The organism is Dickeya sp. NCPPB 3274 (assembly GCF_000406205.1).
Taxonomy (GTDB): domain Bacteria; phylum Pseudomonadota; class Gammaproteobacteria; order Enterobacterales; family Enterobacteriaceae; genus Dickeya; species Dickeya fangzhongdai.
In genome coordinates this window covers 33,550-48,142 of sequence record NZ_AOOH01000057.1, presented here as the reverse complement: position 1 = coordinate 48,142, position 14,593 = coordinate 33,550, and the positions used below count along the sequence as shown (strand labels likewise).

The 14,593-nt window shown below is 42.0% G+C and carries 21 protein-coding genes; 20 read left to right on the top strand and 1 reads right to left on the bottom strand.

The window, feature by feature from the left end:
- Nucleotides 1-55: 55 nt before the first annotated feature.
- The 11 genes from DXX3274_RS23555 (at nucleotide 56) to DXX3274_RS00380 (ending at nucleotide 5,982) form a co-directional block, all read left to right on the top strand.
- Complete coding sequence (locus tag DXX3274_RS23555) at nucleotides 56-352, top strand: hypothetical protein (RefSeq protein WP_152495200.1); 297 nt, start codon at nucleotides 56-58, stop codon at nucleotides 350-352.
- Nucleotides 353-362: 10 nt separating this feature from the next.
- Nucleotides 363-716: a hypothetical protein gene (locus tag DXX3274_RS00420; protein WP_042857945.1), complete on the top strand. Its 354-nt coding sequence runs from the start codon at nucleotides 363-365 to the stop codon at nucleotides 714-716.
- 90 nt (nucleotides 717-806) lie between these two features.
- Nucleotides 807-1,574 carry a phosphoadenosine phosphosulfate reductase family protein gene (locus tag DXX3274_RS00415; protein ID WP_042858007.1) on the top strand — a complete coding sequence of 256 codons (768 nt, stop codon included), beginning with the start codon at nucleotides 807-809 and terminating at the stop codon, nucleotides 1,572-1,574.
- 10 nt (nucleotides 1,575-1,584) lie between these two features.
- Nucleotides 1,585-1,926: a hypothetical protein gene (locus tag DXX3274_RS22505; RefSeq protein ID WP_071603884.1), complete on the top strand. Its 342-nt coding sequence runs from the start codon at nucleotides 1,585-1,587 to the stop codon at nucleotides 1,924-1,926.
- A gap of 52 nt (nucleotides 1,927-1,978) precedes the next feature.
- The gene (locus DXX3274_RS24070; protein WP_202960820.1) at nucleotides 1,979-2,572 is read left to right on the top strand and encodes a hypothetical protein; all 594 of its coding nucleotides are present in this window, start codon (nucleotides 1,979-1,981) and stop codon (nucleotides 2,570-2,572) included.
- A 29-nt stretch (nucleotides 2,573-2,601) separates the two neighbouring features.
- The gene (locus DXX3274_RS00400; RefSeq protein ID WP_042857942.1) at nucleotides 2,602-3,201 is read left to right on the top strand and encodes a hypothetical protein; all 600 of its coding nucleotides are present in this window, start codon (nucleotides 2,602-2,604) and stop codon (nucleotides 3,199-3,201) included.
- 76 nt (nucleotides 3,202-3,277) lie between these two features.
- The gene (locus DXX3274_RS00395) at nucleotides 3,278-3,712 is read left to right on the top strand and encodes a hypothetical protein (protein ID WP_152495199.1); all 435 of its coding nucleotides are present in this window, start codon (nucleotides 3,278-3,280) and stop codon (nucleotides 3,710-3,712) included.
- Nucleotides 3,712-4,446 (top strand): hypothetical protein, encoded by a 735-nt coding sequence (locus DXX3274_RS00390; RefSeq protein WP_042857938.1) that lies wholly within the window; start codon nucleotides 3,712-3,714, stop codon nucleotides 4,444-4,446. Before DXX3274_RS00395 ends, DXX3274_RS00390 begins: the two co-directional genes overlap by 1 nt.
- A 217-nt stretch (nucleotides 4,447-4,663) precedes the next feature.
- Nucleotides 4,664-5,188 (top strand): adenylosuccinate synthase, encoded by a 525-nt coding sequence (locus DXX3274_RS23230; protein ID WP_152495198.1) that lies wholly within the window; start codon nucleotides 4,664-4,666, stop codon nucleotides 5,186-5,188.
- A gap of 3 nt (nucleotides 5,189-5,191) precedes the next feature.
- Nucleotides 5,192-5,569 (top strand): ASCH domain-containing protein, encoded by a 378-nt coding sequence (locus DXX3274_RS22495; protein WP_071603882.1) that lies wholly within the window; start codon nucleotides 5,192-5,194, stop codon nucleotides 5,567-5,569.
- Nucleotides 5,570-5,616: 47 nt separating this feature from the next.
- Complete coding sequence (locus DXX3274_RS00380) at nucleotides 5,617-5,982, top strand: hypothetical protein (protein ID WP_042857937.1); 366 nt, start codon at nucleotides 5,617-5,619, stop codon at nucleotides 5,980-5,982.
- A gap of 36 nt (nucleotides 5,983-6,018) precedes the next feature.
- On the opposite strand, the gene hha is transcribed toward DXX3274_RS00380, so the two are convergent.
- The gene (gene hha / locus DXX3274_RS00375) at nucleotides 6,019-6,222 is read right to left on the bottom strand and encodes a hemolysin expression modulator Hha (protein ID WP_042857935.1); all 204 of its coding nucleotides are present in this window, start codon (nucleotides 6,220-6,222) and stop codon (nucleotides 6,019-6,021) included.
- An 89-nt stretch (nucleotides 6,223-6,311) separates the two neighbouring features.
- Between hha and DXX3274_RS23895 the strand changes: the two genes are divergently transcribed.
- From DXX3274_RS23895 to DXX3274_RS23545, 9 genes are all read left to right on the top strand, one after another.
- Nucleotides 6,312-6,623, top strand: coding sequence for a phospholipase D-like domain-containing protein (locus tag DXX3274_RS23895; protein ID WP_071603881.1), 312 nt, complete (start codon nucleotides 6,312-6,314; stop codon nucleotides 6,621-6,623).
- A gap of 10 nt (nucleotides 6,624-6,633) precedes the next feature.
- On the top strand, nucleotides 6,634-6,933 hold the full coding sequence (locus DXX3274_RS00365; protein ID WP_042857932.1) for a hypothetical protein: 300 nt from the start codon (nucleotides 6,634-6,636) through the stop codon (nucleotides 6,931-6,933).
- On the top strand, nucleotides 6,930-9,125 hold the full coding sequence (locus tag DXX3274_RS00360; protein ID WP_050569759.1) for a DNA cytosine methyltransferase: 2,196 nt from the start codon (nucleotides 6,930-6,932) through the stop codon (nucleotides 9,123-9,125). Before DXX3274_RS00365 ends, DXX3274_RS00360 begins: the two co-directional genes overlap by 4 nt.
- Before the next feature lie 583 nt (nucleotides 9,126-9,708).
- Complete coding sequence (locus tag DXX3274_RS22485; RefSeq protein ID WP_071603880.1) at nucleotides 9,709-9,933, top strand: hypothetical protein; 225 nt, start codon at nucleotides 9,709-9,711, stop codon at nucleotides 9,931-9,933.
- A 59-nt stretch (nucleotides 9,934-9,992) separates the two neighbouring features.
- A complete protein-coding gene (locus DXX3274_RS00345; RefSeq protein WP_042857930.1) occupies nucleotides 9,993-10,277 on the top strand; it encodes a hypothetical protein in 285 nt (94 codons plus the stop codon).
- A gap of 255 nt (nucleotides 10,278-10,532) precedes the next feature.
- The gene (locus DXX3274_RS00340) at nucleotides 10,533-11,597 is read left to right on the top strand and encodes a DGQHR domain-containing protein (protein ID WP_042857929.1); all 1,065 of its coding nucleotides are present in this window, start codon (nucleotides 10,533-10,535) and stop codon (nucleotides 11,595-11,597) included.
- Nucleotides 11,598-11,637: 40 nt separating this feature from the next.
- Nucleotides 11,638-13,590, top strand: coding sequence for a phosphoadenosine phosphosulfate reductase family protein (locus DXX3274_RS00335; RefSeq protein ID WP_050569758.1), 1,953 nt, complete (start codon nucleotides 11,638-11,640; stop codon nucleotides 13,588-13,590).
- 163 nt (nucleotides 13,591-13,753) lie between these two features.
- Nucleotides 13,754-13,996 carry a hypothetical protein gene (locus DXX3274_RS00330; protein WP_042857927.1) on the top strand — a complete coding sequence of 81 codons (243 nt, stop codon included), beginning with the start codon at nucleotides 13,754-13,756 and terminating at the stop codon, nucleotides 13,994-13,996.
- A 112-nt stretch (nucleotides 13,997-14,108) separates the two neighbouring features.
- A complete protein-coding gene (locus tag DXX3274_RS23545; RefSeq protein WP_152495196.1) occupies nucleotides 14,109-14,495 on the top strand; it encodes a hypothetical protein in 387 nt (128 codons plus the stop codon).
- Nucleotides 14,496-14,593 lie beyond the last annotated feature (98 nt).

Genomic DNA, 14,593 nt, shown 5'->3' with positions numbered 1-14,593 from the left:
CTGCTGATGCATATATACCTGTCGTGAAATTTATGTCACCAAGATAATATTAAAAATGAAAAGAACTATATTCCTGCTGATTTTATCAGTATCAGCGTATGCTGATAATTCAGTTAAGACATTGAGCAATTTTGGTGGTCTAGACCTTTACTCAAAGGGAGCTATGAATTTATCATCAATGATATTTTCTCAAGATTGCAAAAGACAATTAACAGAGTCGGACATAAGAAAAATAAGTAACACTGAAGGCTTTAATAACCTGAGACTGCAACTAGAAAGCGGTCATTCAGTTGGGTTTAGAGAAGCCCGCTCTCTTTTGGGTGATGATATAAAGAACATATGTGGAAAATGAGGTGTTAGCTATGAGCGAAGATATTGTTAATAAACTGGATAAGTTTACCCAGCAGGCTATTGTTAGCCAGGTTGTTTTTTTTATGGAAAAGGATGTGTTTTATGTGACAGAGTTTGATGTGTTATCAAACGCTATTAATGGATTAAGGAAAAGTTTGGGTATCATTGACCCGGCAATTTCGTCCACACCTCATTACGCAGCATTAAGAGCGCTTAGCGCCCGTAAATACAGCGACATGCCTGACTATGTAAAAAAAGAGATTCCATCTGTCATATGTTCCCTTCTGGGGTTCGATGACAAAGAATTTACATCACTGTTTGATGATGAATATATTGAAAAAATAAAAAACCTCACTAAATCATAATTTACTTTCGCCAACTCCAGGGCAATAACAATAAGAAAGTAATTATCACCAGGGAAAATTAATTCGCTTATTGTGATGAGAGTAATAACCATGACAAATAATCGAGATGACGATATATCATCATTAATCCAGGCTGGAGCACTATTTGTTTCTAATCACTCCGGTGGGAAAGACAGTCAAGCGATGCTGATAAAATTACTGGAGGTTATTCCCGTCAGGCAATTGATTGTCGTGCATGCTGCGCTTGGAGCGATAGCCTGGCCTGGAGCAATGACATTAGCACAGCAACAAGCAACTGATGCAGAACTCCCCTTTATTGTAGCGAGAGCGGCTAAGACGTTGTTTGACATGGTTGAACGGCGTTTTGAGAATCGCCCAGATGTACCAAGCTGGCCGTCGGTTCGTACAAGGCAATGTACCAGTGATCTGAAACGTGGTCCCATTCAGCGTGAGGTTCGGGCATATGCAAAAGCTAATGGTTTCAAAATCATCGTAAACTGCCTTGGGCTGCGAGCACAAGAATCGTCAAGTCGAGCAAAGCGTCAAGTATTCAAACGCAACGATACCGATTCAAACTCAGTTCTGACTTGGTATGAGTGGCTCCCCATTCATGACATGTTGACAGACGAGGTTTTCACAACAATCAGCGATGCGGGTCAACAGCCGCACTACGCCTACAAACTGGGTAACGAAAGGCTGAGTTGTGTTTTTTGCATCATGGCAAGCAAGAATGATCTGATCAATGGTGGCAAACATCACCCCGAATTATTACGTCAGTATGCGGATTTGGAGTTGAAGACTGGCTACACGATGCACATGAACCGCATTCCGATAATGCAGCTGGTTTCAGATAAATGAGGTAAATAATATGTCAGCGTTACAAATAAACGTAGAAGACGAAGATCTGAAATTAATTAAACCGACAAAGAAACATAAAAATGATGGTGTTGTTGAATATCTAACATCAGATGATTGCCGATTTCTCGTTATGCGTGGTGATTACACCGAGGCCGATATCATCCAAGTGGCTGTAAATCAGAATGTTATTGATTCTGATGATGCAAAATATTGGGCAGAAAGTACCAGGTATTACCAGTCTTGGTACAAAACCAGCCCTTTCGGTGGTCAGGAAGGGTATGTAAGTTGGCATCATCCGAGAGATACTCCATGCAGAGGTGCTTATTTCGCATCAACTCTCTGCTGGGATTAAGTGTTGATACATCAAGAAAATCTAACCGTTCTGAACTATTGGGACTAATGCCGTGACTGAATATAGCAAAGAAAAACTGGAAGAATTATTGAGGTGTGCAGAAGGCAACAAACACGTAGATGCAAGTGACGTCGCTACTGTATTGCGCGAACTCATTAAGTATTGTGAGACAGCGGGATGCAAGCCCAAGCCATACGCATATGAGTTTGTAACGAAGAAGGATCAGCGGGTTTTCTTGAGGAGAACTCTGCCACCCGTTGATGTGGTTAAAGTAACCCCCCTATGGCAACAGCCCCCTCTCAACAGCGAGGAAAAGAGTCTGCTGGTATCGCAAAAGGCTCGTATTGAGGAACTGGAGATGCAGCTATTAGCACTGCGTCACGATCCATGTGCCACTGATGTTACTGTTTCACCGCCTACCGCTGAAGCGGAAGCCACGGTGTCTGATGAAATTAGCGTGACGAAGGAGTTGCCAGAGCCGCGTGTCGTAACCGAAATGAACACCACTGAAGTAACCGTCAACTGCCCATATTGTGGAGAGGAAAATGACGGCTTTTGGGGGAATCCGGCTGGTGGATCATTTGAGTGTGATTATTGCTCTAAGACCTATGTTGTTCATAATGACGCAGATATTGAATTTTTTTAAATTTTTACTGAGATTATCAAGGGAATATTATGTCAATATTCAAACTGTCACACCATTATTCATCTTTGAGTTCTTTTTATGGTGTTAAAACTGACTTTGATTTTCATCAGTTGAATTTAGCTTGCGCTTACATTCAACTCATTAGAGATGAATTACCAGATCTGCAAGGAGTTGATGATGTTGTAGGTGAGGATAATGGTTCCGCGTTACTGGAATCAATATATAATATGGAGATAATAAAAGAAGAATGCAACTTTAATGGCGAAGTGGATTTTTATGAAAATTGGAATGAATATTGTGTGGTGAAATTGAAATCACTTGCACTAAATATGCTTGAATATGCGAAGCCAGATGTTTTTAAAATTGTGATTATGAATATGATTGATGAGTGTCATGATTCAATAACAAGATTTAATAAAGATGATTTAGACAATGAAGATCGGGATGTATGGATTCCAGTGATTCAGCAGAATATTATTAGATTAAGTCAAATTGCTGATGGAGAGGCTGTATGTAAATCATGGGGGTGGCAGACGTTAAGTGGAAGCTCGCTTAATGGTCGCGTTTTCGTGAAAGGAAATGGAGAAAAAGATATACCATATAAATTGAGTCACTACTTAGGACGATAAAAATGTAAGATGAATGAAAATAGTAAATAATCTAACCATCATAAAATAAAATTAAGTGTTACTTTGGGATAAAATAATGGATATATATGAAATGATAGAAAATCAAGATAAGATAAGTGACAAGAGTAAAAAAGGACTTGTAATTCATCTTTGCTTGTCTTTGTTTTTCTTCATTCCTGCCATTTATGTTTTTATTACATCTGAAAGCGACATTGTTACGTTCGCAGCCCTCTTGACGTCTCTTGTTATTATTTTATCTTTCTCGATGCGAGGTGATATTTATCCATCTTCGGAGGAGATAATTGGTGTTATAGAAAAAACCGATGATATCGTTATTATTGAGTATATTAAAAAATTGCTCATGAGAGAAGGGATGATATCATATGAAGACCTAAGAAGAATAAATATAATAATGGATAAACGAGAATCCATAGAAAAAGAAAGAATACGAAAAGAGAAAATAATTTCCAAGCTAAATTCTACCCCCGTTAAAATGAGGAATGATGACTAATGAGCATTAGACAGGCCATTATTCAGAATGTTCGGCAGTTTCGTACCGTGCCACAAGGCAGCCTTTTGTGGCTGGACATTCCGGGATCTGACGACTTGATTGAGTGTCGAGAAGTTCGTTGCCTTGATGCCCTGCTGGAAAAACACGGTAAGCCACAGGAGCTGTTGGTTCATCTTGACTCACCACTCGGTGACTTTGAAGACAGTTTTGTTATCGATGTTAGCGACCTAAAAAATCCACCTAATGTAACCCGTAAGAGCAACCTAGCCGCAAAAGCACGAGAGGATGTCATTACACGATTTGGTGCGAAACAAATTAAAAATGTTGAGGCGCTGATAGTGTTTTATGCCGGATATCTGCTGGATAAATTCCGTGTGAGCCATTGCTTTACCGGCCCTACACCATTAGTTAAAACAAGGTGGCATACAAAAAATTCGTGGGGTGGACCTAAAGGTATAACAATTTCACCAGGCTATTTGTATAAATCAGATTTTTTTAGTTTTCGTTTTCGGGAATACCAGCATATCAGTGAATCGCCGGTGATCGGAGATTTTACATCTATGAATAGATTGAATCATGTTAAGGCGCTGGTCGCGCACGAGCTGGCTCACTTCCTGCAACGTCATACGAGTTATGCATCTATTCCGAATTTAGACTATCGTCGCAGCCACGGTGAGGGATGGCAATATCTTTATTCTGTCACCCGCGCTGAACTTAACCGATACGTCAATTAACTAAGGATAAAGAAAAAGGACAAATAACAGTATGAGCTTTAGTCACTCAGAGCTTAATTCTATTGCCCTCAAATGGCTACTCAGATCCCCCAGCGCTAAAGGGCCAAACTGCCAGGTGGCATTTAAGGAGGTATCTGATACTCGCGGGCATGAGCGCTGTGATGCGTGGGGGTGGTCATGGGGTCATCCTCCATGTTCAGTGCTGGTAGAAGTTAAAGTGAGCCGTTCTGACTTTCTTGCCGACCGAAAAAAGCCCCACCGACAGGAAGGCTGCGGTGTCGGCACTTATCGCTATTTCATGTGCCCGGAAGGGTTGATCACTATTGATGATCTTCCTGACCGTTGGGGGCTGTTGTGGGTGAACAGTCGTGGGCACGTAACCGTTATGGCCGGGCATGTAACATGTTGCATGAGCGATGGATATCGTGGGCATGAGTGGGAAACAGTATGGGCATTTGATGCTGACCGTATTACTGAACTAAACATGCTGGCTTGTATGTTTAAATTAACAGGGGATCATGATGCGTTCTTGCAGGAACGCCGTTCTCTTAATCGCATCCTTAAGAAAAGGGAGGAAACAGTATCCAAACTGGAAAAAGAACTCAAGAGCCTTAATATTGAACACATCAATATGTACTGGGAGTTAGAACGATATAGAGAACACTTTGGCATTATCCCTGCGAATGCTAATGACTCATTTCGTTGGGAAAGATTCAAAAGATTAATTCAAGAAGAGGAATGATACTTGAAAGCCATCTCGACTCGTCAGCCCTGGGCTTGGTTAATAGTACATGGATATAAGGATATAGACAACAGAACTTGGCCCACAAAATATCGCGGCTGTGTTTTTATCCATGCATCTAAACGAAAAATATCAGATACAGACTGGAACGTGGCAAGTAAAATAGCAAAAGCTAATAACATACCTCTTCCTGAAAGGGATAGTCCTGAGTATAAATATGGTGGAATCATTGGTGCTGTAAATATGACAGGATGTTGTGAGTCATCTGATTCCCCCTGGTTCTGGGGGCCAATTGGTTTCCAACTGAGTAATGCAAAAGAAATTTCATTCATTCCATTTAAGGGGAGACTAAATTTTTTTGAAACGAATCTTGATCTGTAATAAATTTGTGCATGCACAAAATTCCTCACAACATTAAAGGATGTACCATGAAAGATGAAACCACCCAGTTGAGCGTAACAGATGACCGCATCACTAAAACTCAGTCTTTGATTGATGTTTTAACAATCAACAGTATTAGTAAAGCATTGGTTCTGTTTTTTATTATATGCTTTTTTGTGCCGTTCATGATCATTGGTGGATTCGTATATGCATCTATCATGATGCCAGAACAATCCCCAATGGCATATGATACCATCAGGGTTTTTTTCTCTATGAACGGTCCTGTAGAAGTCCAAAAAATACTGATGGGGTACTGGAGGAGTAGTGTCTTTGCCTCTTTGTTTGTATTTGTTTTGATTCATATTCTTTTACGCATAAGGCTTAAAGCCTATCGTGTAGCGAATAACCTCTGATGAGCTATTAATGAAAAACGGGCAAACGCCCGTTTTTTATCTGATATATGTCCATACTTCCGCAGGAACTTTATCATATAGTCTTTTCATCTTGATTTCTGCTCGCCGATGATCCGCAGCGGAATAAAATGTTTCCAGAGCATCATCGCTTAGTTCGTACTTATTCTTTTCGATCACTTTCTCCAGGGTATCTTCTGTTTGACATTTTCTTAGCCGACGAATCCATTCCTGTTTTGTCATATTTTCACCTAGTGTTTTCTTTTAAAATTGGTAGAATAATTACTATCATTAGTATAGTAACACCAACCATAAACAGAAGAGTAGCAATAATGAAAAAAAATATATTTCTCTCCATTTTATTTGTACCATTACTCTCTATCGCTGAGCCTAAGATATATACAGGGTTCTCTCCTGAAGGGAGCGCTCGCTCACTGGTATTGAGTGTTTTATATTCATCGAACACAAGCATTCAGCTTATGGGATATTCATTCACTGCGCCGGATATAACAAAGGCACTTATCGATGCACATAAGCGCGGCGTCAATGTAAAAGTCGTCCTTGACGATAAAGAAAGCAGCAGCAAATATAGTAGGGCAGCAATAAACACCCTTAGTGCTACGCCATATAAAATGGCTTATTAAGGATAATAATATGTCAGATCTCATATCTGAACTTATGCCCATCCTGAAAAAGCACGGCTATACGGAAGACATAGATCTTGTTTTCTGGTTGGACGTTAAATTAGGTAACGATGAAAGTATATCCGAGGTAAAATGGAGTTCTGAAGTCTTCTTTATTTTCAATCGTGTTTTTTCAGCCAGAAATCTTTCTTCGTTACTTCAAAACAAAATTAAGTCACACATCAATAGGTTGCTTTTACACCATTACCCAATGCCTCAGATTATTGAAATAGTTGAAGGATTGGTTAACTCAATGGAAAACAAGAAATGAGAGAGATAATAGTTGATAATTTTTGCGGTGGGGGCGGAGCTTCTACCGGAATCGAAATGGCAACAGGAAGATGTGTTGATATCGCTATCAATCATTCTCCAGATGCTATTGCCATGCATATGACTAACCACCCAGATACACAACACTATTGTGAATCTGTATTTGATATTGATCCAATGAATGCAACAGCTGGCCGCCAGGTAGGGTTAGCCTGGTTTAGCCCTGATTGTCGCCATTTTTCCAAGGCGAAGGGCAGCAAGCCGGTGAAAAAAGAGATTCGCGGGTTAGCGTGGATTGTCTTGCGCTGGGCACTTGCTGTTCGCCCGCGTGTGATGATGTTAGAGAATGTCGAAGAGTTCAAAACATGGGGGCCGCTGATTACAGGTGCCGATGGCTCGCAGCGGCCAGACCCCGACCGCTCAGGGGAAACGTTCAAAGCGTTTTGCGGTATGTTGTCCGGTGGTGTTCCTGCTGACCATCCAGCATTAACCGAAGTCTGTGAATTTCTGGGCATCGCGCAAGGCAGTGAGCAGGGGCAGAAACTGGTACATGGGCTGGGCTACAACGTTGATTATCGTGAGTTACGGGCTTGTGATTATGGTGCCCCAACGATTCGTAAACGGTTTTTCATGGTGATGCGCTGCGATGGTCTGCAAGTGACATGGCCGGAGGCTACGCACGGCGATCCAAAATCACCAGCGGTACAGGCTGGGAAACTGAAACCGTGGCGCACAGCTGCCGAATGCATAGACTGGTCTATTCCGTGCCCCAGCATCTTCGAGCGTTCCCGCCCGCTGGCAGAAAACACGCTGAAACGTATTGCACGTGGTATTCAGCGGTTTGTGCTGGATAACCCGACGCCATTTATCGTTAAGTGCAACCACACCAGCAACCAGTCGAAATATGACTGTTTCCGGGGGCAGGCGCTTGATGAGCCATTGCAGACGATTACACGTACCCACGGGTTTGCTGTCGTTACTCCACACCTGACAAAATTCCGCACTGGTGCGACAGGACAGGAAGTTACCGAACCTATGCCAACAGTTACCGCTGGAACGTCAGCACGTCCTGGCGGTAATGGTCATGCACTCGGTATGGTCGAAGCAACATTGGCACCGTTTATCGTTGGCGCTGGTGGGCCCAAATATTCAGCGAAACCTCGCAGTGCCGAGCAACCCATGCATACGCTGGTAAATACAAACCATGCTTGTGTTGTTGCCCCCGTCATTGCCCGCATCGGTCAAACCGGTTTTGGCGGTGACCGCATGGCATATGACATTCAAGATCCGCTAACGACGGTAATGAGTAAAGCAGAACACCTGCTGGTGGCCCCTACGTTGATCCAGATGGGGTATGGAGAAAGAGCGGGTCAATCTCCTCGATGCCTCAATATCAAAAAGCCATTAGGCACTGTCACAGCTGGAGGCAACAAATTTGCTGTGGTTGCTCCGATCATCGCCCGACAGTTTGGAGCTAGCGTGGGGCATCGTGCCGATGAACCCAGTGGTACGATCACAGCGGGTGGTGGCGGTAAAAGTCAGCTCGTTGCGGCTTTTCTTGCTAAACATTACGGTGGCAGTTACACAGGTCCAGGAACCGCGATGGGCGAACCTGCTCATACCATAACATCGGTTGACCATCATGCAGCTGTCGCTGCGCATTTGATGGTGAACAATACAGGGCACGCAGGTGGTGCAGCTGATGCACCGGCGCATACAATTACGACAGGCAATCATCACGCCTTGGTGACATCAAACCTGATCAAGTTGCGCGGAAAAAATACGGGGCAGGCAACTGACACACCGCTGCAAACTGTAACCGCCGGTGGCAACCACTTCGGTGAAGTAAGAGCATTCTTGTTGAAATACTACGGCAATGAGAAAGAGGGACTGAACATTCAGGAACCACTGCACACAGTCACCAGTCGTGATCGGTTCGGCTTAGTAACTGTCGAAGGTATTGATTATCAAATAGTCGATATCGGCATGAGGATGTTGCAACCGCACGAACTCTACCCAGCGCAGGGATTCCCCGACTGGTACATCATCGATCAGGATTATCGAGGAGTGAAATACGCGAAGGATAAACAAGTGGCGAGATGTGGCAATGCTGTTCCCCCCCAATTTGCTGAGGCATTAGTTACGGCTAACTGCCCTGAGTTATGTATTAGCAAAGAGCAAATTGTAGCATAACGAAGGGGGGTTACCCCCCCCTTGTATTCAGAAGGAAAAAACGGTTAAGCCCAACTATAGAGAAAAAAATGGGGATCACATAGAAGAATAAAAAGAGCCAAGCCTGAACAATATCGCTGGGGTAGTTTAGTTTTCCTTGAATAAGGAAGAAAATCACAACGGGGATAATGAAACATCTAACATATATGTATGTTAGCGTATTTTTCACTTCTGCTTTCATTCCTTTCAGGTAAGCAATAAGTATAAGCAACCCTATTGAACAACTAAACACGAAGGGGAAGTTTAATATCGCCCCTCCTTTATATAAAAAACCGATCAAATAGTAAGGGATGAATATTAAAGTTATAAAAACCAAAAAGTTTAATGTTTTTCTTCTTAGATCATAACAAATAGTTATTATTACAAATGCCACGGATAACCACTCAAGTATTGGATTTAGATAACTTGTTATGTATTTCATTATCATAATATGCATATTCTTCTCTTTGTGCATGCACAAAACCGATGATACAAAAGTGTATCATCGGTTTTGCGTTGATGATAGAATTCACCTTATCTCTCACCCTAACTAATTGGATTATATATGAAAGATGATTTTGACTATGTAGAGCCAGGTTCTATTGAATGGGAAACCATGTGGAAGGAACTATCACTATTTGAAATAAATGCAGGTGATACTGAATGTGAAGATAAGGATACTGGGGAACGATGGCAATACATGGGAACCAAAGACGATGTACATGTATTCAGACATCGTTTTCACCCTAGGACCAAGAACAGAGAACACATAAAGATAAAAAGAAAATAGTGAAAAACATATCGTAATAAAGTATCCTTAAACGTACCAGATACGATTAAGGATTTCGTATGCGACTATCCAAAAACCAAAGAAACACATTACTCATTCTTTATAGTATTGAGAAGAAAACAAATAAACACCAAGTAATTCCGGTTGTCGATCTGCTTAAAATCATTAATAAGGTTAGAAATAAAGATGTATCCGCTAACCATTTTAGACAATCATGCTTGGTGTTAAGCCAAAATGGATACTTGCACCAACATAGGAATGAAAAATTTAGAATTTCTTACTCCCTGACGCAGAAAGGAAGAGAGAAAGCCAATCTTATATATGAAGAAGCTACACTCGATTGATTTTTTTTCTTCTATAGAATATATTCGCCATGCCACATGATGGCGTGGCGGGGCGATTACGGTGACAGTTATCGACCCCGCCAAACATATTTTTCGCAGCTAATATTTATATCATCATCATATAACATTGTGATAAGTTAAATACAAATCACATTTTCTCTTTATTCATCAAAGAATGTGAAATATCGATTAAAAATGTATTAATTCCATTTTTCCACCGTAATTATAACATCCTTTATTTATTGGAATAACACAATGTCTGACTTTAAACATTTCACCTATCCTTGCTTGCTTGGAAAGCAAGGAAATAGGAGAGTGATAACGATTAGCGTCTCCTTTGACTCACTATCTCGTGTTCTCGCAATGGATCACACTATCCATACGCTTGACCGCTCACAACGAGAACTGAACAAGCGACGAGCCAGTGCTTTTGCTGATTACGTCGTTAATGCGCTATCTGATAATAAAGACTTCATCATCCCTCCGTTAATTGGGAATATCGAAGGGCCCATAAAGGTTACAGAATCAGAAATATACTCCGGTTTTGGCACAGTCGATATTCCAATGAATGCCCGGATTGTGTTGTTTGACGGCCAACATAGAGAGGTCGGCCTGGGTGAAGTTTGTCAGAGGTTATATAACCTAGGATACCAGACAATAACGTTAGAGTTATCTGAAAATCTGCCCCTTGAAATAAGACAGCAGTTTTTCTCTGACATCAATGGTAATGCATCCAAACCCAATCCAGCTATTAATCTGGCTTATGACAGAAGTAATGTTCTCAGCCAACTGGTACGCGATGTAGTAATGAATGACGCTACGCTGAAAAGTAAAACTGATTTTGAGCGAACTAATATCACAGGTAAAAACAGTCCGTTTTGGGTCTCGTTTAAGGCACTGTGTGACGCTTCCGGGAGGTTTATAACGGTCACTGGTGACGAAAATGAACGGGATAAAAAACTCAGTGATCTGAAAAAAATTTGGAGTGCCTGGACCCGGTTCACCGGATTATCCGATGCCGGGGAGCAAAAATATTCCGAGTACGTTCAGGAGTGGCTCACATTCACTGCCGTACTTGTCAATGCATTTGGGTTTGCAGTCCAGGAGCTGTTGGAGTCGATGACGGTATACCAGATCTGCGAGCGAATGGATGAAATGATCAACAGTTCAAGTCGCCGTGAGAGGGATGATTTTTTCTTGTATGAGCACTTTGCTGGACTCTGTGTGAGCCGGGAAACAGGAAAAATAATAGCCAACATTCGAAGTCAGCGAACCGCTGCCACACGGATTGTAGCGGCAATTAAAGCCGGTTCTTACTAAAGATACTCTTTCATGTCTCTTGGTTAATTCTGGATAACAAATGAAGGCGTCAGAGCATATCCACACTGATGACAAATGGAATAATGTACTTGCTGCTTTGGGCGATTTAGAACAGAGTGGTTTGTCTGAGAAGGTTGCATCTTCGCTGGAAGCGATCTATCGAGCGCTTACAACAGGATGGACACTAATGTTGGGGTATTCAAGCGGTAAAGACAGCGAAACGGTGCTGCATCTGTTTCTTATGGCACTAATGCGTGTGATGCGGACTGGTAAAATTACTAGTCGTCACCATTTTATTCTGCATACAAACACACTGATTGAAAACCCTGAAATTCATGCGTTGGCGCGTAAGAAACTTAATGCTCTCCAGGAATTCATTGATCGGCATGGTTTGCCTCTGACCATTGTGATTGCTGAACCGGCGATCACGTCATCCTGGACAGGGCGAATACTCACCGGGCGAGGGCTTCCAACTTTCACCAATAGTAGTGCCCGTCAATGTACGCATGAACTAAAAATAAATGCAGCACACCGGGCAAAAGCCACATTTATGGAAGGGAAACGCCTCAAGGGCCGCATTTGCCTTCTCCTGGGGAGCCGTGACGCAGAAAGCACTACACGGGCGCGCAATATTGCTAAAAAACAAGGAAGTTCCAGTAACGTGATCAAAACGCGTGAAGGGGGCGAACTCTACGCGATCAAAAACTGGAGAGCTGAAGATGTCTGGGAATTCTTGCTCTCCTGTGGCAATAGGGTTGACTACCCATTACCCAGTTACCTGCCGGATAATACAGAAACAGCAGAGATGTACCGGTCTGCAACTGGTGAATGTGTCTGGACCACTCATGACAAAAAACAAAGTGATGCCTGTGGTGCTCGTTTTGGCTGTTGGGCATGTCAGGCTGTTGGTCTGGATAAGTCCATGCAGACAATGCTGAGTTCTGACCCAGAACGATATGGCTATATGGAATATCTGAGTCGCATACAGCGATTTTTGGCAAAGCGCCGATATGCATGGGAAGACCGACATCCTGTAGGCAGGACAATCTATGGCACTGGTTACATCAAGATCCAGCCTGATGTTTACTCCCCCTTGTTTCTTGAACGACTGCTGCATATCTGTTGTAGCGTCGATTTCGTTGAACAGCTACGGGCCGATGTAGTTAAAGACGAATTGTTGAGTGGAAATTTGGAGGATACCGAATACAACCGTCGTATGTCAGAGCCTCAGTTCCGTATTGTGTCGGAGTCCGCACTGATCCACATTGATTTTCTCTGGGCATTCCATCACTTCAACGCCAAACCATTCCGAGCACTGGAGATATTCCATCAAGTGTGGACGCATCACCAACTGGATCTATTAAACGATGAGCTGGGTATGACACCCGTGGCACGAACCCCCATACCTGCGCCTATATGGGTGAAGGTGGGGAAACGGTGGGATAATGGTTCAGGCATCGATGGACTATCCGATCCGTTGGCCGAAATGGTTTATTTTGATGGTAGTGATGACCCACGAGCCGCCAGGCAGATAATGACGCCTGAAGGCGCGAAGCGTGTAGTCAGCTACTGTGAAGATGATGAGCTGACTGTCGATCAGGAGGCTGCGGAATTCATCGTATGGTGTGATTATCCGGTTCTGAGAGACCGGGCCGCGACACAGCTTCTCAAGCCAGGAGGGGCTGCACAGTATTATCTCCGCTTTGGCGTGGTTCAAATTGCTGCGGGGAAAGCGGCAATGTATGACCGGATGATGCAACGGGGACAGCGACTCTATGAGTTGGGTTTATCCGGTAAACAAACTATGGATGAGATAGCCAGGCGTAGAGATTTGCGCGTTATCTCTGATGATAAATTTCGAATGAAAACGAGGAAAACAATACAAGCCAGAATGACGCAAATGCGGTTTTGGTGCGCATTGTATCTAATTCTTTCACAGTACCAAGACACAAGAGGTGATTTTAGGCCAATTCTTGTTACCTCTGCTGCATAGTAACAGGAGGGATGAGCTCAACATTTTTCGATCATTTTGTGCATGCACAAATATCAAATTTATACACATTTGTATAATTGAATGATAAAATCATTGCTCAGAAATATATCTGGACATTATTCTGTTAATTTACAATTAGCATAATTTGATAAGGCGAAATTAAATGAAAGAGCTGGATGTAACAAGTGAAAGGCTTGAGTGTGACATTAAAAAATTAAATGATTTAAAAAACGCCTACCATGAAAAAATAGAAGAGATTAGATCTCTATTTGATAAAGACTTAAGAGAGGCTCATTTTGACGTTATTAAATCAAAAGGAAAATACGAATTAGCATGTATTAAATCTTGGGGGGGGGAGTTTCGACGACACAAGAGAGAACGAATACTGGAGAGAACGCCATCTTAAATGGAAAAATAATACACACCCAAACTTATCTATGCTATTGAAACCACCGTATGAGGATTTTTGCAGTTATTTAATAATCGACTTTGCCCGTGATAATGGACTAACATGTCAGTTGAGCGAGTGGGATGGTAATCAATATCACTTGAAATCTGTATCTCTGCGCTATCCACCGTCAAAGATTTACTTACCAATTGTTTTAAAAGGTATTTCAGTATTTTCAGCAGTGATGAGTGTTGACGATAATGGTTATGCTTGTTTTAACTTGGACTTGGACTTGGCTAGATACATATCACCGGAAATATTTTTAAACAAAACGAATTTTTATGTTAAAAATGTTTCACTGTTAGTTTCCCCTGCAACAGGGAAAAGTAATATTACTATGAATATAGGAGATAAAAATATAACATTAAATTTTACCGATGTGCGCTCTGCATATATTTATGCAATCTCAATAAAGTATCGCACAATTAATTTTTACAAGAGATTATACGCCGCATAATAATATTAATACAAAAACAGATAGTGGGTAGGGGGGTAACGCAGTTTTCTGTGAGAGTCAATCCAATGACTCTTATAAAATAAAAGGGATGTTGTGGA